At 63.0% G+C, this 22,211-nt stretch carries 19 protein-coding genes and 1 pseudogene; 1 reads left to right on the forward strand and 19 read right to left on the reverse strand.

Annotation, left to right across the window (positions count from 1 at the left end; genetic code table 11):
* Window positions 1-69: 69 nt before the first annotated feature.
* The 5 genes and pseudogenes from queE to PWG15_RS36495 form a co-directional block, all read right to left on the reverse strand.
* Window positions 70-807, reverse strand: a complete 738-nt coding sequence (gene queE, locus PWG15_RS29845) for a 7-carboxy-7-deazaguanine synthase QueE (protein WP_275025149.1) — start codon at window positions 805-807, stop codon at window positions 70-72.
* The gene (gene queD, locus PWG15_RS29850) at window positions 804-1,160 is read right to left on the reverse strand and encodes a 6-carboxytetrahydropterin synthase QueD (protein WP_275025150.1); all 357 of its coding nucleotides are present in this window, start codon (window positions 1,158-1,160) and stop codon (window positions 804-806) included. The genes queE and queD overlap by 4 nt, the downstream gene beginning before the upstream one ends.
* Window positions 1,160-1,870 carry a 7-cyano-7-deazaguanine synthase QueC gene (gene queC / locus PWG15_RS29855; protein WP_275025151.1) on the reverse strand — a complete coding sequence of 237 codons (711 nt, stop codon included), beginning with the start codon at window positions 1,868-1,870 and terminating at the stop codon, window positions 1,160-1,162. The genes queD and queC overlap by 1 nt, the downstream gene beginning before the upstream one ends.
* 161 nt (window positions 1,871-2,031) lie before the next feature.
* Complete coding sequence (locus PWG15_RS29860; protein WP_275027261.1) at window positions 2,032-2,463, reverse strand: TetR family transcriptional regulator C-terminal domain-containing protein; 432 nt, start codon at window positions 2,461-2,463, stop codon at window positions 2,032-2,034.
* A gap of 45 nt (window positions 2,464-2,508) precedes the next feature.
* Window positions 2,509-2,634 (reverse strand): annotated as a pseudogene (locus PWG15_RS36495) (TetR family transcriptional regulator); the annotation flags it as partial.
* 86 nt (window positions 2,635-2,720) lie between these two features.
* Here PWG15_RS36495 and PWG15_RS29865 point away from each other — a divergent pair.
* A complete protein-coding gene (locus PWG15_RS29865; RefSeq protein WP_275025152.1) occupies window positions 2,721-3,557 on the forward strand; it encodes an N-acyl homoserine lactonase family protein in 837 nt (278 codons plus the stop codon).
* A 244-nt stretch (window positions 3,558-3,801) separates the two neighbouring features.
* Here the strand turns inward: PWG15_RS29865 and PWG15_RS29870 are convergent, their stop codons facing one another.
* From PWG15_RS29870 to PWG15_RS29935, 14 genes are all read right to left on the reverse strand, one after another.
* Entirely contained in the window at window positions 3,802-4,938 is a 1,137-nt protein-coding gene (locus PWG15_RS29870; RefSeq protein ID WP_275025153.1) for a YdcF family protein, read from the reverse strand.
* A gap of 336 nt (window positions 4,939-5,274) precedes the next feature.
* Window positions 5,275-6,609, reverse strand: a complete 1,335-nt coding sequence (locus PWG15_RS29875) for a sensor histidine kinase (protein ID WP_275025154.1) — start codon at window positions 6,607-6,609, stop codon at window positions 5,275-5,277.
* Between the two features lie 298 nt (window positions 6,610-6,907).
* Window positions 6,908-7,264 carry an SPW repeat protein gene (locus tag PWG15_RS29880; RefSeq protein WP_275025155.1) on the reverse strand — a complete coding sequence of 119 codons (357 nt, stop codon included), beginning with the start codon at window positions 7,262-7,264 and terminating at the stop codon, window positions 6,908-6,910.
* A 208-nt stretch (window positions 7,265-7,472) separates the two neighbouring features.
* Window positions 7,473-9,212: a gamma-glutamyltransferase gene (gene ggt / locus PWG15_RS29885; protein WP_275025156.1), complete on the reverse strand. Its 1,740-nt coding sequence runs from the start codon at window positions 9,210-9,212 to the stop codon at window positions 7,473-7,475.
* A gap of 257 nt (window positions 9,213-9,469) precedes the next feature.
* Window positions 9,470-11,083, reverse strand: coding sequence for a GMC family oxidoreductase (locus tag PWG15_RS29890; protein ID WP_275025157.1), 1,614 nt, complete (start codon window positions 11,081-11,083; stop codon window positions 9,470-9,472).
* A gap of 22 nt (window positions 11,084-11,105) precedes the next feature.
* Window positions 11,106-12,323: a mandelate racemase/muconate lactonizing enzyme family protein gene (locus tag PWG15_RS29895; protein WP_275025158.1), complete on the reverse strand. Its 1,218-nt coding sequence runs from the start codon at window positions 12,321-12,323 to the stop codon at window positions 11,106-11,108.
* Between the two features lie 5 nt (window positions 12,324-12,328).
* Window positions 12,329-13,606, reverse strand: a complete 1,278-nt coding sequence (locus PWG15_RS29900) for an MFS transporter (RefSeq protein WP_425536784.1) — start codon at window positions 13,604-13,606, stop codon at window positions 12,329-12,331.
* A 108-nt stretch (window positions 13,607-13,714) separates the two neighbouring features.
* Window positions 13,715-15,139, reverse strand: a complete 1,425-nt coding sequence (gene aldA / locus PWG15_RS29905) for an aldehyde dehydrogenase (protein WP_275025159.1) — start codon at window positions 15,137-15,139, stop codon at window positions 13,715-13,717.
* Between the two features lie 194 nt (window positions 15,140-15,333).
* Window positions 15,334-16,212, reverse strand: coding sequence for a LysR substrate-binding domain-containing protein (locus PWG15_RS29910; RefSeq protein ID WP_275025161.1), 879 nt, complete (start codon window positions 16,210-16,212; stop codon window positions 15,334-15,336).
* A 246-nt stretch (window positions 16,213-16,458) separates the two neighbouring features.
* Window positions 16,459-18,483: a beta-N-acetylhexosaminidase gene (locus tag PWG15_RS29915; RefSeq protein ID WP_275025162.1), complete on the reverse strand. Its 2,025-nt coding sequence runs from the start codon at window positions 18,481-18,483 to the stop codon at window positions 16,459-16,461.
* 82 nt (window positions 18,484-18,565) lie between these two features.
* Window positions 18,566-19,507, reverse strand: a complete 942-nt coding sequence (locus PWG15_RS29920) for an ABC transporter ATP-binding protein (RefSeq protein WP_275025163.1) — start codon at window positions 19,505-19,507, stop codon at window positions 18,566-18,568.
* The gene (locus PWG15_RS29925; RefSeq protein WP_275025164.1) at window positions 19,504-20,319 is read right to left on the reverse strand and encodes an ABC transporter ATP-binding protein; all 816 of its coding nucleotides are present in this window, start codon (window positions 20,317-20,319) and stop codon (window positions 19,504-19,506) included. The genes PWG15_RS29920 and PWG15_RS29925 overlap by 4 nt, the downstream gene beginning before the upstream one ends.
* A complete protein-coding gene (locus PWG15_RS29930) occupies window positions 20,316-21,218 on the reverse strand; it encodes an ABC transporter permease (RefSeq protein ID WP_275025165.1) in 903 nt (300 codons plus the stop codon). Before PWG15_RS29930 ends, PWG15_RS29925 begins: the two co-directional genes overlap by 4 nt.
* Window positions 21,215-22,198, reverse strand: a complete 984-nt coding sequence (locus PWG15_RS29935) for an ABC transporter permease (RefSeq protein ID WP_275025167.1) — start codon at window positions 22,196-22,198, stop codon at window positions 21,215-21,217. Before PWG15_RS29935 ends, PWG15_RS29930 begins: the two co-directional genes overlap by 4 nt.
* Window positions 22,199-22,211 lie beyond the last annotated feature (13 nt).

Genomic DNA, 22,211 nt, shown 5'->3' on the forward strand with positions numbered 1-22,211 from the left:
ACCATAGCCGCCGCCGATTGGCGATCCAAGCGCCAAGGCGCTTGTCGACGGACGGCAACAGCGCGCCTGCTACACCCCCCGCCTGTTGCCCCAGAGCAGCACATGCAGTTGCGGCAGTACACGTGCCTCGAACCAGCGGTCCTCGGTCACCTTGCCGACCAGCCAGAGCATGCGGTCGATGATACCGTCGATATCGACCTTTGCATCGTCGTCATCCGGCGGTGGCGGTGTATGGTTGCCCGGCTGCAGGTAGAGCGGCAGATCCGGGTAGCGCGACGCGGCATCACGGGCATAGGCATAGTCGCGCTCGTCGAAGACGACGATCTTCAGGGCGATCTCAGGCCCGCCCGCCGCCATGCGAAGACAGTCGTCGAAGGCGTTCCAGTCGGTCTCCATGCCGCTCGACGGCGGCTTCGGGCTCAGCACCAGGACGTCGAGATCGACGAACCAGCCCTTGGCGATACTGCCCTGCGTTTCGAGTGCAAAACGGTAACCCTCCTCTCGACCGCGGGCGATCAGGGGGCCAAGCGGCTGGATCGCCGGATTGCCGCCGGACAGCGAGACCGTCAGCGGCTTGCCGCCGGAGAGAGTGAGGACTTCCCGCCAGATCTCCTCCACCGTCATCGGCAGCCATTGGTCGCGATATTCGCTGTCGACCGCGTGCAGCGTATCGCACCAACTGCAGCGATAGTCGCAACCGCCCGTGCGCACGAACACGGTCGGCAGACCGATCAGGATGCCCTCGCCCTGGATCGTCGGCCCGAAGATTTCACTGACGCGGATTCGTGTTTCTGCAGGCCCGGTCATGGCCGGTATTCCGCCCAGGTCTTCGGCGTCTCGCTGACGCGGACAGCCGAGGTCTCCGGCAGTCGTGCCTTGCACCAGTCGTAGAAATGCTTCGCCAGACATTCGGCCGTCACCCGATCGTGACCGAGGACGTCATTGAGGTGGCGATGATCGAAGCTCTCGTCAATGTAGCGCTTCAGCGGCGAAAGCTCGTGGTAGTCGCGAACGAAGCCATGTTCGTTGAGTTCCGCACCCGTAAGCTCGACCTCGACGATGTAGTTGTGGCCATGCAGCCGCGCGCATTGATGTTCCGCGGGCAGGCTTTTCAGCTGGTGCGAGGCGGAGAAATGGAATTCCTTGGTGATCCGAAACATCACTTCACCTCCTCAGCCGCAAAGGCCGACGTCGCGGCGACCCAGAAATCCGGATCCTCATAGTCGGTCGGGTCCGCGACACCCGCGAGATGGAAGGCCTCGCGCCGCTCGACGCAGGTGCCGCAGCGGCCGCAATGCTTCACGCCACCCTTGTAGCAGGACCAGGTCTCCTCGAACGGCGTCGCATGGCTTGCACCGTCCGAGACGATATCCGCCTTCGAAATCGTCACATAGGGCGCGTAGAGCGCGACGTTGGCATAGCCTTCGAGCGCGTGGTTCTGCATCGTCTGGAAGGCGTGGATGAAACCGGGGCGGCAATCGGGATAGATGAAGTGGTCACCACCGTGCACGGCGACGGCCACCGCATCCGCTTTCTGCGCTGCCGCCAGCCCGAAGGCGATGGCGAGCATGATGGCGTTGCGGTTCGGAACCACCGTCGCCTTCATCGTTTCCTCGGCATAGTGGCCGTCGGGCACATCGACATCGTCCGTCAGCGCCGATCCGGTGAGGTGGGCGCCGATCGGGCGGATATCGATGACCTGATGGGGAACGCCAAGCCGCGTTGCGCAGGCGGCGGCAAAGTCCAATTCCTTGCGGTGCCGTTGTCCGTAGTCGAAGGAGAGCAGGCCAATGAGTTCGTGCTCGGCGGCGACCTTGTGGGCAAGCGATACCGAGTCCAATCCGCCGGAGCAGATGACGATCGTCTTCATGATAGGTGTCCTTGTTTTGACCGGGTAGGCTGCGACCGGATTTACGGGGCGCCTTCTAGGACAAAGCAGGGCCGGTGTGAAGCGTTAAATTGTTGTTCAAAGGAAACGGCCCGTTCCGGCCCGCCGCTGGCCGGAATGCCGGCGCCGGAGGAGCCGAGATCTTAAACCACAGCCCGTTCCAACTGCGCAAGTCCGCGGACCATGTCTTGGGACGACACGTCACCGATGACCGCGGACTGGACGACATAGCCGAGCACAAATGACAGCAATGCCGCAGCCATTTCCGTGTCCACATCATGCTGCACACCGGTTCTGTCGTCACGCCAACGCTTCAGCGCCCCGGCCAGGTCGCTGCGAAAATCGACGTAGAAGCGCTTCATCGTTGCCCGAAGGTGGTCACTCCGTTGCGCCTCGCTCCAGCCAAGCAGGGCGATGCGTTTCAGATCGAAGCCATCCCGGCTGGAAAAGCTATCGATGGCCTCGGCAATCTTGCCGACGAGTTGGCTGGGGCTCATCGCCGGGTCGGCATGCAAAAACGGCGCGACGATCGCCGAAAGGCCGGACAAAGATGTCGTGACCGCGGCGAGGATCAATTCCTCCTTGCTCGGATAGTAGGAATAAACGGCGCCGGCCGACAGGCCGGACGCACGGATGATGTGGTCCATCGTCGTGGCGTGCAGCCCATCCTTCTGAAAACAGATCCAGGCTGCTTCGAGAATTTGAGCCCTTCGGGCGGCGCGCTTGTCATCTGATATCTTCGGCATTCGCTTAAAATAAAACGAACGCTCCCTCTTTTAAAGAGGCGCAGAAAATATTAAAACGAATGACCGTTCTTTTTATGGAGGCGACCATGATCAGAGTGACGGCAATCGAAACGGGCAAGGCCCGGATGAAGTCGGCCCAGCGCACGGGACGCGAGGGCCGCGGCGCCATCGGCCGCAAGATCGACATCTTCCGAGACCCACACTGGATCGATCCCTTGCCCATCCTGTGCTTCCTGATCGAGCATCCGGAAGGCCGCTTTCTCGTCGATACCGGCGATACCTGGCGCAACTCGGTGCCGGGCTACCTTCCGGGCTGGAACCCGTTCTACAAGCAGGTGCAGATCCGCGTTGCGCCCCACGAAGAGGTGGGCTCACGGCTGCTCGCAATGGGGCTCGATCCGGCCGAAGACATCGGTACCGTCATTCTCACCCACTTCCATCACGACCACACCGGAGGGCTCGATCACTTTCCGCGCAGCCGGATTATCGGCCCACGTGCCAACTATGCCGTATCGATCGGCCTCAGAGGCATGATGACCGGCTGCCTGCCACAACGCTGGCCGATCTGGCTGCGGCCGGAGCTCGTGGACATGGATGGCCCGCCCGTCGGCCCCTTCGCCGCCTCGCACCCGATCACCCGCGATGGACGGATCCTGCTTGTGCCGACACCAGGACATGTCGCAGGCCACGTTGCCGTGCTCGTGCGCGGCGATGAGTTCACCTATTTCCTCGCCGGCGACGCCACCTATTCGCAGGAAAACCTACTGGCAGAACGGACGGATGGCGTCACGAACGATCCGGCAACCGCGCTTGCGACATTGCGCGCGATCCGCCGGTTTGCTGCAGACGAACCGACGATCCTGCTACCGGCTCACGACCCGGAAAGCGCCGCGCGGCTCGCAGCAGGATTGGCCTTGGTCTGAAACGACAAGATAGCCGACCTTTCGGTGCAGGTTCCGCTGAAGCCATTTTGGGCGCGACCAGGTCGTCTCGGCCTGGGCAGGCACACGCGAGTGATCGGCCCTTCATACGCTGGAAATTCTCGATCACGACGGGCAAGGCAAGCGTCTCTTGTGGCGTGAAAATGGATCCGCTCGCCGACAGTTCGCGCGCCCTGTAATGGGTTGGGGCGCGCGGGCTTCAAGGAATCTTGAGGTGCTCCGGTAACTACTGCTGGAGCCCCGGATAGGCCCATACGCCCGAAACGCGCATCAGATCACGGTAGATGACCAACCGCTCGTCGGGCCCGACCTTTGCAGCTTCGTCCTGGGTTGGCGCGTCCAGCGCATTCACCGGCACGACCGCCGCTGGGAGATCGCGCTGCTTCAATGCGTCTTCCATCACGGTGCGGGCACGGCGCATGTGGCTGGAGCTGGTCACCAGGATCACGGTATCAGCCTGATGCCGCACCAGCAGATTGGCGGCATTGATCACATTGCCGATCGTATCTTTCGACTTGTCTTCGATGATGATGCGATCACGGCTGACACCCTTGTCGACCAGCCACTTCGACATCACGTCGCCTTCGGTTACGCCGTTCTTCGGCACGCCGCCACTCACCATCACCAGTGCCGTCGGATTGGCCTCAGCAGCCTTCAATGTTGCTTCGAGGCGGTCGAGCAAGGTCTGCTGCGCGGTGCCGTCATCCGCCAGCGCGTATCCCAAGGCGACCACCACGACCTTGCCGGACACCGTCGGGATATCGAAGCTCGGCTTCTCGGCCATGATCTGTTCTGCGCGAACGAAGCGCTTCCGATACTCCTCCGCGCGCTCGCGATCGAGACCTGCGAGCGCTTGATGGGCGAGTGCCGCGCCGGTCTCGTCGCCACGGATGCGGGCAATTGCCTCCAGCCAGCTTTGCGCGTCGAATGCGGTCGGCTCCTTCTCAAGGATGCCCTGGAACGTGGTCTGCGCCTCGTCGAGCTTCTTCTGGATGATCTGGGTTGAGGCCACGGCATACTGAAAATCCAGGCGCTTAGGCGCTAAAGTCGATGCTTCCTTGAAAGCCGCCTCCACGACATCATACTTGCCGTGCAGGGTGATGCCCTTGAAGACTTCGGCTTCGGCCTTTTTGACGTCGCCTCCCGACCAGTAATACTGCATGCCAGTGTCGACCAACTGCTTGATGCGCGCAGCATTGGTCTGATCGAAGGCGCCGACTGGAGCGGCCGAGATAAGGCACGCCGTTGCTGTCAACACTGCAAGCAGTCTGCGTCTCGCGCCGCCCGCCTTTGTCGGACGCGGAACGTCCGATGCAAACACGGTCGAGCCCGTCAAAAGGGCAAGAATGGAACTCGGCTTCATTGATATCTCCCAGTTTTCCGGTTGCCCGCAGGCTTGCTCGCCCTCGGGCAGATAAACGTTCCGTAATCACTTCCGATCTGGCCCAATCGATATGCGGCCAACATCAGCAATACCAAAACATGACCACCTGTCTACTGCGTGGCGATGGAACTGCGCGCTACCTCGCCCGAAATATGGATAAATTATATTACATTTCTTACAGATAGCGCATGCAAGTTGCGCCAACGCTTCGAGACAGTTGCTGATTGGTGCTTTATTGGTATTATCCAATTTTGTGCCGGGATGCGCGGACCAGGTGGTGTGCGGCCGTTCCATGACCAGCGATGTCACCAACAATCAGCTTTTGTCGCCAGAGACTTCTGCGGCTCGTCGGATGGCAAGGCCTGCTTCCGCGACCTCGCCACCAAAAGCCATGCGGAAGCACGCGCCGCCGCTCGGCGAACTCAGAACGGTCATCTGCGCGCCATGCCGTCGTGCAATCTGCAGCACGAGATTGAGACCCAAGCCCGCACCGCGATCCCGCGGCTTCAGCCGGTAAAATGGCTCAAATATCCGCTCGCGCTCCGCCTCGGGAACGCCCGGACCGTCGTCACAGATTTCGATCACTCCCTGGCGCTCCACCCGGACGACGATTGTCCCCCGGTTGCCGGCATGCTCGATCGCATTCTGTACCAGGTTGATGACGGCACGCCTGAGAGATGGCGCGTCCGCCTGAACGAGCGAGCGTTGCACCGCCGGCTCGTAGGAGAATTCGTAGCCTTCATCGATCGCCAGCGGCGCAAGGTCGGCGGCAATGTCGCGGCACAGCTCGACGAGGTCCACCGCGGCGAACGGCTTGGCATCGGCTTCCAGCCGCTGCAGATCGAGCAATTGCTCGGCCAGCGCCGATATCCTTTCGCAATCGGCGATGAGCCGGTCGCGGTCGGGCCCGGCGCCAAGCGAATCCAGCCGTGCCTGCAGGATGGCGACTGGTGTGCGCAACTCATGGGCCGCATCAAGGATGAAGCGTTGGTGACGGCCATAGGCCTGATCGAGCCGATGGAGCGCATCGTTCATGCCCCGCACGAGCGGCCGCACCTCATTGGGAATGGCCGTTTCGGGCAGCCGATAGCTGCGCCGATCGATATCGATCTCCTGGGTTTCGCGCGCGAGGTCCGAAATGTCCCGGCTGGCCCGATTGACGATCCACGGCACGCCGGCGATTGTCACCAGAGCAAGGAGGACCAGCATCGGCGCGAGGGAAAAGCGCGAAAACTGCAGGATGAGGGCCGACTGGCTCATAAGCTCGCCTTGCCCAAACACGGTGAAATCCCCGTCCGCGTTCGACCGGCGCCGGAGAACGGCGAGATAAGGCGATGGATCACCCGCATCGCGAATGTCCGAATAGGTCATCTTGCCGAGGTTCTCGCTCATACCCCGATAGATCGCGGGGATGTTGCCGACCTGCACAATCTCTCCATGGTCATTGCGCGCGATGAACCAAAAGTCCGGATGCCTGGCATAAACGTCGCCCATCTCCTCGGTCTTTGCGAGCACGAGTTTGCCATCCGGGCCTCTGCGGATCGCGTCAAATGCGGCCTCGACCGGTGCGGGGCTGACAAGCACACCGCCCTCGTCAGCAAGAACCAGGAGGCTTACGAAGGAAAGTCCGAAAGCCAGCAGTATCGCCAATTGGAGAACGAGAAGCTGAGCGATCAACCGCTGTTTGAGGGATCGAGGCCATAGTTTCCTCACCGGCGGCACCATAGGGCTGGATTGAATGCGCGGTGCATCGTCGGGCCTCGCTCGGACACGTTCGAAGGGATCAAACTTTTTGAAATCACGCAAATCTGAAAGAGGATCGTTCTACACGTTTTCAGGATTTGCTCTCAATCCGAGTGAAGCTGCAAACTCGAGATTGCACCGACATTACGCCCTCTGTTCGCGGCCCGGAGCTGCGGCGCCGGGCCGCGACCTTCTCTGCTCATCATCATGCATGCGCATGCGGGTGCTGCCGTTCGTCCCAGACCGACCAGATCGCGAGCGCAGTCACCAATGCCCCGAGGACGACATGCGTCCACATGGGATTGGCGCTGGTCGAGAAGCCGAGCAGCCAGGGGGAAGCGATCAGCCAGAGCCCGACGATGAGGCTTGCCCATTCCTCCCATTCCGCAAACATGGCAAGCGTTGCGATCGCCAGAACGCCGAGCACGACGGCGGCGGCCCAAGCGTTCCAAGCCGGAACGCTCTCGACAACGAAGCCCATGATCCAGGGGGAGACGAACAGGCAGATGGCGAGAACCAGATTGATCCAGTCCTGCGCTTTCTTTCCTTCCATCAGTGCCATGACAACCTCCACGAATGAAGCTTGATCAAAGCGTACGACCGCGTGCGGCGCACGCTCTGGAAACTATAATAAATTCAACCGAAACCGCTTTCAAATCTTTTTCGCGCGAGCATCCGGTGATCGCACGCGCAAAAGCGCGCTGCGGACCGGCGGACCGCAGCTTTCAAGGGGGGCCGAAGCGCCGTCTGGCCATCCGCTACGTCGAACTCTAGTAGCCGCGCGCAGCGCCTGCGCCGATACGGCTGTCAACCGCGCCGTTGTAGCGGGCGCCGCCGCCGGCCTCGATGTCGGAGAGGCTTTCGCCGCCGACGAGGATGCCGGTTGCCTGGCCCCAGATGGTCCAGTTTTCGTCGATCTGGACATTGTGGCCCATCGCCGACAGCAGCTTGCGGGTATCGGGCGAAAGCGCATAGGGTTCCATGAACACCTTGTCCGGCAGCCATTGGTGGTGGATGCGCGGCGCATCGACCGCTTCCTGAATGTTCATGCCGTGATCGATGACGTTGAGGATCGCCTCGAGCGTGATGGTGATGATACGCGCGCCGCCGGGGCTGCCGATCACCATGAAGGGTTTGCCGTCCTTGGAGATGATCGTCGGGCTCATCGACGACAGCGGCGTCTTGCCGGGCGCGATCGCATTCGCTTCACCCTGCACGAGCCCGTAGAGATTGGGCACGCCGGGCTTGGCGGTGAAATCATCCATCTCGTTGTTGAGCAGGATGCCGGTTCCAGGCGCCACCACGCCAGCGCCGAAGGAGCCGTTCAGCGTATAGGTGACGGCAACGGCATTGCCCTCGTCGTCGATGATCGAATAGTGCGTCGTTTCCTTGCTTTCGCCGAAGCCCTTGGGGATCAGCGCCTGCGAGACGCCGGCGCGGAACGGATCGATCTTGCCGCGGATTTCCTTCGCATAGGCCTTGTCGGTGAGCTTGGCGACCGGGTTCTCTACGAAATCGGGATCACCGAGCGAGGTGTTGCGGTCGACATAGGCGTGGCGCATCGCCTCGATCATCGCGTGAACCGTGTCCGCGGCGCCGTAGCCCATATAGGATAGCGGATAGCCTTCGAGCACGTTGAGGATTTCGCAGATGATCACGCCACCGGACGACGGTGGCGGCGAGGAGACGATGTCATAGCCGCGATAGTTGCACTTGACTGGCTCCAGTTCGCGCACCGCATAACGTTCGAAGTCCGCTTTCGCCAGGATGCCGCCCTTATCGGCACTCGCCTTGACGATCGCATCGGCGATCGCGCCCTTGTAGAAGGCATCGGTTCCCTTCTCGGCGATGCTGGATAGTGATGCGGCAAGGTCCGTCTGAACCAGTTTCTCGCCGACGACGAAGGGCTTGCCGTCCTTGAGGAAGATCGCGGCGGCGGCCGGATCCTTGGCGAGCCTGTCGGTCTCGCCGTCAAAGGAATCGACATCGCCCTGCTCCAGCACGAAACCGTCCCTGGCAAGCGCGATCGCCGGCGCGATCAGTTCGGCAAGCGGCTTCGTGCCGTAACGGCTGCGTGCGGCTTCGAACCCCATGACCGGGCCGGGCACGCCGACGGCGAGATAACCCTCGGTGCTCAGGCCGTCGACGACATTGCCCTTGTCGTCGAGATACATGGTCTTGGTTGCCGCTTGCGGCGCCCGCTCGCGGAAATCAAGGAAGGTCGTCTTGCCATCCTTGAAGCGGATCGTCATGAAGCCGCCGCCGCCAATATTGCCGGCGGTCGGATAGGTGACGGCGAGCGCGTAGCCGACGGCGACCGCCGCATCCACCGCATTGCCGCCGCTCTTCAGGACGGCGACGCCGATATCCGATGCCAGGTGCTGGGCGGTGACCACCATGCCGTGCTCGGCCTTCACCGGTTCCGGCGAGGCCGCCTGCGCGCTCCATGGCACCAGGCTCAACGAAACAAAAACGGTGACAGACAGGCTCTTCAAGCGGGAACTGCGCATGCTTCTCTCCCTCGCAGGCGTTGCTCGCAGTGTTTGCCGACGGCCGCAGCACGGACACCCTCCACCGCGCCAAGCGCGACGGCAACAATCTTTCGACCAGGCAAGCACTGATTGTGGGCAGCTATGAAGTCTGCGAAGTATAGCCGTGCTCGATCGGCGATGGCAATTCACACATGACCAATCGCAGCACTTGCATCAATGACCGGCGCCTGCGTCGGGTTCGCAGACCAGCGGACCGGGGAACCATTCGGTTCTCGTCAGGCCGCGTCCGCCAGGATGAGATCGGCGCCTTTCTCGGCAACCATCATCGTCGGCGCGTTGATGTTGCCGGCCGTAATGTTGGGGAAGATCGAGGCGTCGACGACGCGCAGACCCGGAACGCTGTGGACGCGCAGGCGGTTGTCGACCACCGAGTTCGATTGATCCGGCCCCATGCCGCAGGTGCCGCAGAGATGATAGATCGAGCCGGAATTTTCGCGGAAGTACTCTATCAGGTCGTCGTCGCTTTCAACCCGCGGCGCTGGCGAAATCTCTTCCGCCGTCAGCGAAGAGAGCGCCGAGGCCGACGCGATCCGCCGTACCAGTCGACTTCCCTGCAGCACTTCGTCGACGTCTCGGTCGGTCGTCAGGTAGTTCGGCCGGATCAGCGGCTTTTGCGCGGGGTCGCCTGACGCGATCGAAATACTGCCGCGGCTCGTCGGTCGACAGGAATTGAAGCAGATCAGGTAGCCGGGATAGGGCTCCGGCTTCAGCCCCGCCTTCGGATCTTTGGGGATGCGATAGGAGAGCGGATTGAAATAGAGCTGGATGTTCGGCCGCTCTTCGTCAGGTCTGCCGCGGAAGAAGCCACCGGCCTGATTGACGCTCATCGAGAGCGGGCCCTTGCCGGTGAGCAGATATTGCAGGCCGAGCCGCATCTGGCCGAACAGGCTGCCGAACTCGTCATTGAGGGTCGGGATGGTGGCCCGATAGTAGAAGCTGGCGCAGAGGTGATCCTGGAGGTTCTGCCCAACGGCCGGCAAATGCCGCTGCGTCTTGACCCCGAGCGAGGACAGCGCCTTGCTGTCGCCGACACCCGAGACCTGCAGCAGTTGCGGGCTGCCGACGGCACCGGCCGCCAGGATGACCTCGCGCCCCGCCGTAAAGCGCCGGCGGACACCGCTCTGGACGACATCGACGCCGGTCACGCGCCCGTCATCCCCAAAGACCAGCCGCTCGGCCTGGGCGTAGCGCTCGATCGTCAGGTTGGGTCGCTTGAGCGCCGGACGCAAATACTCGGCACTCGAATGCGAACGGCGGCCATTGTTGGTGTTGACGTCGTAGACGCCGGCGCCTTCGATCGAGGCGCCGTTGAAATCCTCATTCAGCGGCAGTTGCAGCGATCCGCAGCTTTCGAGAAAGGCATCGGTGATCGGATGCGTCATGCCGCGCATCGGGGTGATGTGGATCGGGCCGTCGCCGCCATGCCATTCGGACGATCCGCGCGCATGGGTTTCCAGGCGCCGGAAATAGGGCAGCACATCGTCATAGCCCCAGCCGGCATTGCCGGCCGCTTTCCAGTCGTCGAAATCGTCGCGCGCGCCGCGCACGTAGATCATCGCGTTGATCGAACCCGAGCCGCCCTGGACCTTGCCGCGCGGCACGTAGATGCTGCGATCCTGCAGTGCGGCCTCTGGCTCGCTCGAATACATCCAGTTGACCTCAGGATTGTAGTAGCTGCGGGCGTAGCCAACCGGGATCTTGAACCAGAAGGAGTTGTCGTTGCCGCCGGCCTCGATCAAAAGCACCTTGTGACGCCCATTTTCGCTAAGCCTGCTCGCAAGAATGCAGCCCGCCGACCCGGCGCCGACGATGATGTAATCGTAGATCATCTCGTGTCCCTGTTGTCCGAGTTCACCCGCGCGCGGGCGCGAAGGCCTTCACGTCGGCCGGCCGGCTGTCCATCTGCAGATGCAGGCGCTCACCGGTGTAGGGCGTGTGCTTTTCGACCACGTCCATGTTGAGTTCGATGCCGAGGCCAGGCTCGCGTGACGGGATGAGATAACCGTCCTCGACGGCGAGCTTGGTCTTCAGCACGTCGGCATGGAAACCGGAGAAGTCGAGGATCGCCTCGTGGATGAGAAAGTTCGGCGTTGCAGCCGATAGCTGGATTGAGGCGGCGGCCCCCACCGGGCCGTTATAGAGATGCGGTGCGATCTGGGCGTAATGGGCCTCGGCCATGCCGGCGATCTTCTTCGCCTCCAGCAAGCCGCCGACACGCGCCACGTTCATCTGCAGGATCGAGGCAGCCTTCAGTTCGAGCACGCGCTGGAACTCGTACTTGGTCGTCAGCCGTTCGCCGGTCGAAACGGGAATCGAGGTTGCACGCGCGACCTCGGCCATCGCCGCCTCCTGTCCCGGCGGAACCGGCTCTTCGAACCAAAGCGGATCGTACTTCTCCAGGCGACGCGCGAGACGGATCGCCGAGGACGGAACCATCTGGCCGTGGGTACCGAAGAGAAGGTCGGCGCTGCTTCCGACGGCATCGCGGATCTTGCGGCAGAACTCCTCGCAGCGATCCATGACACCAAGGGAGAGCTGGTGGCCGGAATAGTTGGTGTAAGGACCGGCCGGGTCGAACTTCACGGCCGTAAAGCCCATTTCGACCATCTCGACGGCGCATTCGGCTGCGAGATCCGGGTCGTTGAAATCGAACTCGCCGGCAGCGTTCTTCGGATAGAGATAGGTATAGGCGCGGAGCTTCGCGTGCACCGTTCCACCGAGAAGGTCGGAGACCGGCCGTCCTGCCGCCTTGCCGATAATGTCCCAGCAGGCGATCTCGAGACCCGAGACGATGCCCATCATCGTCGGATCGGGGCGCTGGGTGAAGCCGCTCGAATAGGCCGAGCGCCAGAAGCGCTCGATCTGGTGCGGATCATGGCCAAGAAGATGCCGTTCAAAGACGTCCTCGATCAGCGGCGTCATCGCGCTAGGATGGAAGGAGGTCGCATAGATTTCGCCGATGCCCTCGATACCGCAGGCGGTGGTGAGGCGGACGAAGATCCAGTACATGCCGCCAACATGCGGCGGCGGGACGGCAACGGCATAGGTCTTGAGAGACGCGATCTTCATTTGTGTCATCCCTTTTTCTTGAGGCGGGCCATCAGCACCAGGGTGAAGATGGCGCCGAGGACGCAGACGGCGGCGATGTAGCCGAAATAGAGCTGGTAGCCGGTGATGCCCGGATAGCGGTCCGAGAGGTATCCGTTGACCAGCGGCAGGTAGGTGTCGGGCGCGTAGCCGACGAGCGAAATGATGCCGATCGCGAGACCGGTGATGTTGGCCGGCACATGGCAATCGTCGAGGATCGCCCAGTAGAGACCGCGGATCGTATAGGTGATGAGGCCAACGAGCAGCACCAGCCCGACAAAGAGGACGGTCGAGCCGATGCCCGGCAGGACGATCATTGCCACCAGACTGGCGGCCGCGACAATGAAGCTCAAGAACAGAATGCCGGTCTTGCCGTAACGGTCGCCGAGCAAGCCGCCGCCAATGCCGCCTACCGGACGCAACCACAGCTTGATCGTGACGATCAAACCGGCCATCGCCGCCGAAATCCCGAAGCCGCCTTCCTGCAGATAGGCCGAGAAGCTGTAGGTGGCGAGGAAGACGTGGTAACCGCAGAAGATGATCGCAGCGACCAGCCACACTTCGGGGATGCGAAGTAGTGTCCTGATGTCGGCGAGAAGGCTGCCCTCGCGCTTGCGCGCGGTCCTGTCCGCAGCAACCGGCTGCGACACGGCGAAATAGGCAACGCCGACGACGATGCAGACGATGGCATAATGCAGAACGACATCACGGAAACCCGTGGCAAGCCCGGCGGCGCGCGTTTCCGTCGTGAAGACGAAGAGCGCGATGGCGACGCTTGCCAGCAGCGCTTCGACGAGGCCGCGGCCGCCATCGAGAATGCCGAAGAAACGTCCCTGTTCGTCAGCGCCGGCGATCAGATTGACCTGCTTGAGCGTGGCCGCCCAGAACGTCAGACCCGTCGTGACGCCGAAGCCGCAGTAAATGACGAGAAGGGCGGAGTAGCCAGGCAGCGTCGCGTACCAGAGGCCAAGCAGACCCGTGCCAACCATGGAGATGAGGATCAGGATGCGCGGCTGGACGCGGTCGGCAAGCCAACCGCTCGGCAAATAGCCGACGAGGAAGCTGGTACCGAGAACGGAATAGAGGACGCCAAGCTCGGTGTTCGAAAGTTTCAGAACCTCCAGCATCGTCGTCTGGTAGGACTGGCGAAGATAGAGGATCGGATAGATCGCACCGGCGGCGATCACGATCAGCGCCAGTTGAAGGTAGCGGCTGCGGGCCGACACGGATGGCACGGCGATTTCGGTTTCGGTAATTGAGCTCACGGGCAGTCTCCTCCCCGGCCGACGGCGGGAGCAATGCCATCGGCCCGGTATCGTTGTTGGCGTCGGAGCAATTCCGGTTTCCGCCGGGATTGCTCGAATTCAAAGTGATCAGTGTTTCAGGACGACGAGGCGCGTCTGGGTGAATTCCAGCATGCCATGCTTGCCGTCATCACCGCCGAGCCCCGAGCGTTTCCAGCCGGCATGAAAGCCCTGGTAGGGATCGGCCGGGAAGCGGTTGACGTAGAGTTCGCCGGCTTCGATTGCGTCGCTGGCGCGCATGACGGTGCGATAGTTTTCGGTAAAGAGCACCGAGCTCAGGCCGAACTGATGATCGCTGGCCTTCGCCAGCGCTTCCTCGAAGGCGGAATAACGGAGGACGGCGAGCACCGGACCGAAGACTTCCTCGCGCACGATCTCCATCTCTTGGGTACAGCCGGAAATCAGCGTCGGCGGATAGAAGTAGCCATCGCCATCAGGCAGATAACCGCCCGTCTCGATCGTTCCACCCTCCGCCCTCGCCTGCTCGACCATTTCATGCACGCGCTTCTGTGCCGCGGCATTGGCAAGCGGACCCATACGACCAGCATCCTCGGCGCGATTGCCGAATGTGCGGGCGGCAAAACCTTCGCGCAGCTTGGCAAGCAGCCGGTCGTGGACGTTTTCATGAACGTAGAGCCGTTCGGCGCTGGTGCAGACCTGGCCGCAATGGGTGGTCTTGGCGGTAATGATCATCTTCGCCACCGCGCCGAGATCCGCATCCGGCTCGACGATCACAGGCGTCTTGCCGCCCAGTTCGAGCGACGGCTTGGCGATGTTTTCCTTGCAGTATTCGAGCACGATCCGGCCAGCCGAAACACTGCCCGTCAGTGTGATCATGCCGACACCCGGATGGGTGCAGAGCGTCTTTGCAACATCGTGCGACATCGTCAGGATGTTGACGAGGCCCTCGGGCAGGCCCGCCTCGACGATGGCTTCGGCCACGGCAAAGGCGGAGGTCGGCGTGTTGTTGCTCGGCCGCACGACGACGGCGTTTCCTGATATCAGCGCCGGGGCGATCTTCCGCACGAGCGTGTAGATCGGATAATTGAACGGGATGAGGCAGGCGGCGACGCCGATCGGCGTGCGCTTGAGGAGCAGGGTTTCGCCCGGATTATCGCTCTCGATGACTTCACCCTCGATGCGGCGGGCCCATTCGGCGTGGTAGCGCATCAGCTCGGCGCCGTAGATCACTTCGGCGGTCGCGTCGGCAAGGCTCTTGCCCGATTCCAGCGCAAGGGCTGCGCCGATGCGTTCCGCCCGGCTTTCCAGCACCGTCGCCAGCCGGCGCAAGGCATCACCGCGCTGGATGGCCGGCAGTGCTGCCCACGCGCGCTGCGCCTTCACCGCGGCATCGACCGCCGCTATCGCCTCCTCGTCCGTTGCCGCCGGCACAGACGTGAAGACTTGACCGGTCGCCGGGTTGCGCACGTCGATCACAGCCGCGGACGCGCTTTCAATGAAAAGGCCGCCGGAGAAGTTGCGATAGGGGCTCATGGCATCTCGGAATGGTTTGCCGCGATCCGTGCGCCGATGGCGGCGCGGGAGGCGGACTGGCCGGGAGAGAGCTTCACGAGCGACGACCCGACCTCTCTCCCACGACCGGAACCGTCATGAAAGTGATGCGACGATGCAGAGAACCGCACAAGCGAGTAATTTTCGGTGAGAGCATTCCAAAAAAGAATGCTTGCTCAGTCGGCCCGATCGGCAGCCACTTCCGCCAACAGCCAGGCGCGGAACGCTTCCACCTTGCGGTCGCCGCCGGACTGCGGCCGCGTCACGAACCAGTAGGATTCGTGGCCTTCGACTTCGACGTCGAAGAGCTGCACCAATTGACCGGATTGCAGCTGGTTGCGGACCATGGAGCGGTCGGCAACGGTGACACCGAGCCCAGCGCAGGCCGCCTCGATCGCAAGATCGAGCAGGTCGAATTCCAGCCCACCGCGGGTATCGACATCCTGGAAGCCGGCCGCGTCCAGCCAATGACGCCAGGTGAGGTAGCGCCGATCGGGCGAGGCGAGCACATGCAGGAAGGCGAAACGCTGAAGATCGGACGGGCCGTCGACTTTCGCTCCCTCCAGAAGCGAAGGCGCGCAGACGACGACATGCCGCTCCGTCATCAGAATGCTCGCATCGAGCATCGGCCATTCGCCATCGCCGAAGCGGATGGCGCAGTCGAGAAGCCCGCGCTCGGCAAGCGTATCGGAAGCCTCGGTGCTGATGCTGATGTCCACATCCGGCAGGGCCTCGCGCAACCGGGCAAGGCGTGGCAGCAGCCAGCGCTTGGCAAAGGTCGGCGGCACGTTGATGCGCAGCCGGTTCTGGTTGCTCTTCTCGGTGATGCTGCGCAACGACACTTCGATGCTGTGAAACGCCTCTTGGATCGTCGCCAGCAACTCGGCGCCCGCGGGCGTCAGTTCCAGATGATGGTGGCGGCGGATCAGCAGGTCCTCGCCAAGCTCGTCCTCGAGGTTGCGGACCTGCCTGCTGACGGCGCTCTGCGTCAGGTTGAGGCGCTCGGCGGCGCGCGTGAAGCTGCGCGTCTGCCCGACCACTTCGAAGACTTTCATCGCCGACAATCCAGGAAGTCTTCGCATCAATATCTTGGCCTCAGTAACCTGTACTCACTTCTCCGCGGGCGTCGTCGCGGGATCGATGCGCACTTTTGCGTGCCGCGCTCCAGCGTACAAGCACGAAAATCCAGCGAGCCCGCGAGCGGCTATATTGGAACGACAAACGGCGGCTTGCGCCGCCGCTCACCGATCCAATCCATCGTCTGGCCAAGCCCAGACGAAAAACTGGAAACTCACTCGTACCTATTCGGTGGCATAGAAGCCGTAGAGGACGGGCATCAGCCCGACGAGCGCCTCAAAGCGTTTGAAGGACTTTCGCTCCGGTCGGGTCCAGCCGGTTTCGGCCAGTGCCGAAAGCCGTGGGAAGACGAGGCGATCGAAGACGGCGCGGTCGGTCATCGGCTCGGACCAGATGCAGCATTGCACGCCGAGCAGGTGCTTTTTCTGCGCGTCGGTCCAGCCCTCCACCGGATCGAAAGTGTATAGCCTTTCCGGATCCGACCAGCCGGCCCAACTGGCGCCAGGCTCCGACCAGGCCGGGCTGTTGGCCATGTCGAGATAGTAGACCTGGCCGGGGCAGACGACGATGTCGTAGCCTTCCTCGGCAAGTGCTGCCGAAGCCTCGACGGTTCGCCAGCCGAAAAGCAGCGACTTTTTCTTGTCGATGACATTGCCATGCGCGGCCTCCTGCCAGCCGCCGGTGACGCAATCGCGGCTGGCGAGGAACGCCTGCACGCGTGCCAGGAATTCGCCCTGCAGTACCGCAGCACCCGATCCGTCGATCTCATCGGCGCCGTGGGTGTTGGTGACGACGTTCAAGCGCTTGGCATGCGTTTCGGCAACTTCGCCGCCGGCGAGCGCACGAAGCCGTGCGAGCGCTTGAGGCGAGCCCGACCAGGCACCGAGCGGCACTTCGTCGGCGCCGACATGAATGGTCCGCATCGGGAACAGCTCGATCAGTTCGTCGAAGATGATCTCCAGCACGCGATAGGTCTCTTCGCGTGCCGGGTTGAGGCAATTGTCCGGGAAGCCCTGCACCGAAAAATAGCTCCCCTGCTCCTCAGGGTCGCGCAGTTCCGGGATCGCCTGCAGCATCGCAAAGGAATGGCCGGGAATGTCGATTTCGGGCATCACCTCGATGCCGAGGCTTGCGGCGAGCGCCACGATCTGACGGATCGCCGCCTTGGTGTAGTAACCGCCGGTCGGTTGCGGGCCCGAACCGAGCAGCGGCGGGATCTTGCGGCCGTGACCGCGCCAGGCGCCGATTTCGGTGAGCGCAGGATAGGCGTCGATCTCGACGCGCCAGGCCTCGTCGTCGGTCAGGTGCCAGTGGAAGCGGTTGAGCTTGTTCCACGCCATCAGCTGCAGGAAGCGCTCGACCTCGGCGGTGCCGTAGAATTGCCGGGCTACGTCGAGATGGGTGCCGCGCCAGGCAAGCGCCGGCTCGTCCTTGATCTCGCCGCCGGTCGGAAACACGAAGGTGCCCGGATGCAGCCGCGCGCCGCGCAGGATCTGCCCGAGCGTGATCAGGCCATAGAGAAGGCCGGTCTCGGTGCTGCCGGAAACGGAGACGCCGGCGGGAGAGAAGCGAACGCTATAGGCTTCCGGCCCAAGATCCGTTGCTTTCGACAGCTCAACTGGAAAGCCGCCTTCCGACGCCGGGCGGACGACACCCTCGACCGGGAACAGGCTTGCGGTGAGATCGGCAAACGCCTTTGCAGCGCGCTGGGCCGTCTCGCCTTCGGGCTTCAGATCGAGACCCGGAGGCGCCACCAGCTGGCCGGAAACGGAAACCGCCTGCGGCCACGGCACGATCGAGACCGGCACCGGCGCCACCTTCGGTACCGGATAGACGGCGGCGCCACGCTTCAGCTCGGCGTTGTCGCCATGGGCCCGTGAGGCAAGCACCGCCACCGGCGCCATCGTGCCGTCGGAGAGCACCAGAAAGGCAGCGTTGGCGCCATCGGTCCAGTGGCGCGGCTCATAGCTCATGCCGTGCGCCTTCAGCGTCCAGCTGGCGCCCGGCTGCACTTCGAGACTTTCCGGCGGTGCGAACTCGGCATAGTTGGAGAGGCGGACCAGCAGCTTGCCCCCCTCGATCTCGGCAGCCGGGTTGATACGAGCCGGGCCGGAAACGCCGAGGCGAAAACCCTTGAGCACTCGATCCGAGTTGTTGGTCAAGGTCAGTGCATAGACGGAACTGTCGGTTGTGCCGACGGGCACCCAGAGGGTTTCCAGCAGGAATTCAGATTTAGCGGCAAACGTCATCAAACGGCTCCATGAATGTTGGTCTTTGCAGCCGGCCGAAGGCCGGCGGAGTTCTCGGGGGCTTGACCTCGGTTCACATAGCTCACGCAGGAGCTTGGCCAAGGGCGCGGACGAAATGGTTTTCGGCCACCTCCTCCACCGCATACGACGCCGGCCGGCTGAGGCGCCGCACCTCTTCGGCATGGGCAAGGAAGCGGGCGCTCTGCCCCGGCACGAACGGGCGATCCGGGTCAGGAACGGCCGAAAGCAGAAGTTGGGTATAGGGATGGCGGGGTGTGCCGATGACGGCATTGGTCTCGCCCCACTCGACCATCTGGCCGGCAAACATCACCACCACCTCTTCGGCGATGTGCGCAGCGGTGGCGATATCATGGGTGATGTAGAGCATGGCGAGGTTCCGTTCGCGCTTGATGCGCGCGAGAAGCTCCAGGATATCGAGGCGGATCGAAACATCGAGCATCGACGTCGGCTCGTCGGCGACCAGCACATCCGGCGCGACAGCGAGCGCCCGGGCGATGTTGACGCGCTGGCGCTGACCGCCGGAAAGCTCGTGCGGAAATTTTCGTGCCGTCACATTCGGATCGAGGCCGACATCGGCAAGCAGACGCGCAACCGCGGCCCTCGCTTCGCCGGCGTTCTTTGCATGGCCGTGCAAAAGCAACGGCCGCGCGAGGTGATGGTAGATCGAGAACACCGGATTGAGCGACGCGAACGGGTCCTGAAAAACCATCTGGATGGCGCGGCGGCGCGCCTTCTCGGCGGCGCGGTCCCCCGCCTCGGTCACGTCGGCGCCGCGAAATTGCATCGTTCCGGCGCTCGGCCCATCAAGCCGCGCGACAATGCGGGCGCAGGTTGTCTTGCCGCAGCCGGATTCACCGACGAGCGCGAGCGCGCGCCCGGGCTTCAGCGACAACGAAATCCCCCTGAGTGCCTCGACTGCACCGAAGCTGCGCCTGATATCCTTCAGGCGGACGATCGCGTCCTGTTGGTCAACGATTGTGCTCGACACCGGCATCACGTTCATTCGACGACCCCCAGGCTGCGGACGGAACGCGGCAGCTGCGGGATCGCGCCCCAGAGTTTGCGCGTGTAGTCGTGGATCGGCGCACGGCTGATCTGTTGCGTATCGCCGACCTCGACCAGTTGCCCCTTCAACATAACACCGATCCGGTGGCAGAGCTGCGCCATCAGATGCAGGTCATGGGTGATGAACAGCACGGAGAAGCCGAGGCTGCGCTGCAGGTCGACAAGCTGTTCCAGAATTTCCCGCTGCACCACCACGTCGAGCGCCGTGGTCGGCTCGTCCATGATGATGAGTTCCGGCTTCAGCGCCAGGCAGATCGCGATGACGATCCGCTGTCGCATGCCGCCGCTGAACTGGTGCGGATAATCATCGAGGCGACCCGCCGGAATGCCGACGAGCCGGAACATCTCCTCCGCCCGCGCCCGTGCCTGCGGCCGCGTCGCGCCGGTGTGCTTGTGCAGCACGTCGAAGAACTGCGCCTCGACCCGCATCAGCGGGTTGAGCGAGTTCATGGCGCTCTGGAAGACCATGCCGATCCGCCGCCAGCGGACATTCTGCAAGGCGGATTCCGGCATCTTGAGAAGGTCCTGTCCATCGAGCAGGATTTCTCCGCCGGCAACCCAGGCCGGCGCCTTCGACAGGCGGGTGATCGCATAGGCGATCGTGCTCTTGCCGCAGCCGGACTCGCCGGCAAGCCCGAAGAGTTCGCCGCGACGAACGTCGAACGAGACGTCGTTGACGGCGCGAAATGCCCCCTCGTCGAGCAGATAGTCGACATTCAGGTTGCGGATCTGAAGCAGCGCGTCGCTCATCGGGCAGCCTCCAGTTCGCGGCGACGCAACCGCGTCAGACGGAGCCAGCGGCTGAGCGCCGGGCCCGAGCGAAGCTGCGGATTGGCGATCTCGTCGAAGGTGAAGTTGATGAGCGCGAGACCGAGGCCGACAAGGGCAATGCCTGCGGCCGGGACGGCAATGTCCCACCAGGCGCCGACGATGATCGCCGAGGAGTTCTGGGCGTTGTAGAGCATGGTCCCCCATGTCACCCGGAGCGGATCGCCGAAACCGAGATATTCGAGCGTCGTCTGGGCGACGATCGCATAGATGATGCTGCCGACGACATTGATGCCGATCAGCGGCACCAGATTGGGCAGGATTTCCACGAAGATCACCCGCCAGTGCGGCTCGCCGACCATGCGTGCCGCCACGACGAATTCGCGCTGCCTGAGCGCCATGGTCTGCGATCGCGTCATGCGCGCGCCCCACGGCCAGGAGGTGAGCGCGATGATCGCCATGATCGCCCATGGCCCGACGGTGCCGGCAAAGGAGGCGAGCAAGATGAGCAAGGGAATGTTGGGAATGACGAGCACGGCGTTGGTGGCGAGATCGAGCGTTGCGTCGGTGCGGCCGCCGAAATAGCCGGCGACGAGGCCGACGATCGTGCCGAGCGTGGTGATCGCAAGGCCAGTGGCGAAGCCGACGGCAAGCGACGGCCGCGCACCCCAGACGAATTGCGAGAAGACGTCACGCCCCATCTTGGTCGTGCCGAAATAATGCTCGACCGTCGGCGGCTGATGCGAACGACCGACGCGTTCGCTTGGGTCGCCCGGCGCCAGGATCGGCGCGAACAGCGCCATCAGGCAAAGCGTGAGAATGATGATCAGACCGGCGACGGCTTTCTTCTGCCGCCAGAACAAGGAGACACCCGCATTCATGCCCTGCCCTCCCGGATGCGTGGATCGACGACGCCGTAGATGATATCGACCAAGAGATTGGCCCCGAGCGTCGCGATCGTCATCAACAGGAGCTGCCCCTGGATGACCGGATAATCGCGGGCGACGCTGGCCGTGTAGAGTGTCAGGCCGAGGCCGGGATAGTTGAAGACGATCTCGGTGACGATCGAGCCGCCAAAGACGGCGCCCAGCATCAGCGCAAGATTGGTCAGCACCGGCAGCATCGCGTTGCGCGCCGCATAGCCGAACATCACCGCCGTTTCGGACAGGCCCTTGGCCCGGCCCATGGTGACGTAATCCTCGCCGAGCACGGAAATCATGCTGGAGCGCATCGTCGTCTGGAATTCACCGATGAGATAGGGCGAGAGCGTCAGCACCGGCATGATCGCGTGCAGGAAGACGCTGCCGAAGAAGGTGAAATCGAGCCCGGGATCAAGGCTCGGATCATAGGCATAACCGACCGGCAGCAGCCGGAGCGTTACGCCGAAGGTGAACAGCGTCGCAAGCGCGATGATGACAGGCGGCACGGCAATCAGCACAACCGAGAATGGCGAGACGAAGCTGTCGAAACGACCGCCGCGTCGCCAGGCGGCAACGGCGCCCAGAAGCACGCCGACGCAGAGCGAAAAGACGATGGCGGTGAAGACGAGAAACGCCGTCCATCCGGCCGAGCGGCCGAGAACCTCGACGACTGTCTGAGGATAGTACTTGACCGAAACACCGAGGTCGAAATGGGCGAGGCCGACGACATAGTCGACGAACTGCTGCCAGATCGGCTGCTCGATGGCGCCGAAGCGCGCCTTGATCGCCTCGATGGCCGCGGGCGTTGCCCGCGGTCCGAGTTGGGCGATCATGCTGTCGACGGGGCTGCCCGGCATCATCCGGGGAACCGCGAAGTTCATGACGATCGCGAAAAGGAACGCCACGCAATAGACGGCAAGCCGTCGACGGGAAAGACGCATCGTTGAGTCCCGC

The sequence above is a fragment of the Ensifer adhaerens genome, assembly GCF_028993555.1.
Classification (GTDB): Bacteria; Pseudomonadota; Alphaproteobacteria; order Rhizobiales; family Rhizobiaceae; genus Ensifer; species Ensifer adhaerens_I.

What these genes read in the sequence shown, in the direction of transcription:
- PWG15_RS29870 (WP_275025153.1), bottom strand. Translation starts at nt 4,938, where the DNA reads ATGAAGCCGAGTTCCATTCTTGCCCTTTTGACGGGCTCGACCGTGTTT.
- PWG15_RS29935 (WP_275025167.1), bottom strand. Translation starts at nt 22,198, where the DNA reads ATGCGTCTTTCCCGTCGACGGCTTGCCGTCTATTGCGTGGCGTTCCTT.
- PWG15_RS29880 (WP_275025155.1), bottom strand. Translation starts at nt 7,264, where the DNA reads ATGGCACTGATGGAAGGAAAGAAAGCGCAGGACTGGATCAATCTGGTT.
- aldA (WP_275025159.1), bottom strand. Translation starts at nt 15,139, where the DNA reads ATGAGCCCCTATCGCAACTTCTCCGGCGGCCTTTTCATTGAAAGCGCG.
- queD (WP_275025150.1), bottom strand. Translation starts at nt 1,160, where the DNA reads ATGTTTCGGATCACCAAGGAATTCCATTTCTCCGCCTCGCACCAGCTG.
- PWG15_RS29890 (WP_275025157.1), bottom strand. Translation starts at nt 11,083, where the DNA reads ATGATCTACGATTACATCATCGTCGGCGCCGGGTCGGCGGGCTGCATT.
- ggt (WP_275025156.1), bottom strand. Translation starts at nt 9,212, where the DNA reads ATGCGCAGTTCCCGCTTGAAGAGCCTGTCTGTCACCGTTTTTGTTTCG.
- PWG15_RS29910 (WP_275025161.1), bottom strand. Translation starts at nt 16,212, where the DNA reads ATGAAAGTCTTCGAAGTGGTCGGGCAGACGCGCAGCTTCACGCGCGCC.
- queE (WP_275025149.1), bottom strand. Translation starts at nt 807, where the DNA reads ATGACCGGGCCTGCAGAAACACGAATCCGCGTCAGTGAAATCTTCGGG.
- PWG15_RS29865 (WP_275025152.1), top strand. Translation starts at nt 2,721, where the DNA reads ATGATCAGAGTGACGGCAATCGAAACGGGCAAGGCCCGGATGAAGTCG.
- queC (WP_275025151.1), bottom strand. Translation starts at nt 1,870, where the DNA reads ATGAAGACGATCGTCATCTGCTCCGGCGGATTGGACTCGGTATCGCTT.
- PWG15_RS29920 (WP_275025163.1), bottom strand. Translation starts at nt 19,507, where the DNA reads ATGAACGTGATGCCGGTGTCGAGCACAATCGTTGACCAACAGGACGCG.
- PWG15_RS29895 (WP_275025158.1), bottom strand. Translation starts at nt 12,323, where the DNA reads ATGAAGATCGCGTCTCTCAAGACCTATGCCGTTGCCGTCCCGCCGCCG.
- PWG15_RS29930 (WP_275025165.1), bottom strand. Translation starts at nt 21,218, where the DNA reads ATGAATGCGGGTGTCTCCTTGTTCTGGCGGCAGAAGAAAGCCGTCGCC.
- PWG15_RS29915 (WP_275025162.1), bottom strand. Translation starts at nt 18,483, where the DNA reads ATGACGTTTGCCGCTAAATCTGAATTCCTGCTGGAAACCCTCTGGGTG.
- PWG15_RS29925 (WP_275025164.1), bottom strand. Translation starts at nt 20,319, where the DNA reads ATGAGCGACGCGCTGCTTCAGATCCGCAACCTGAATGTCGACTATCTG.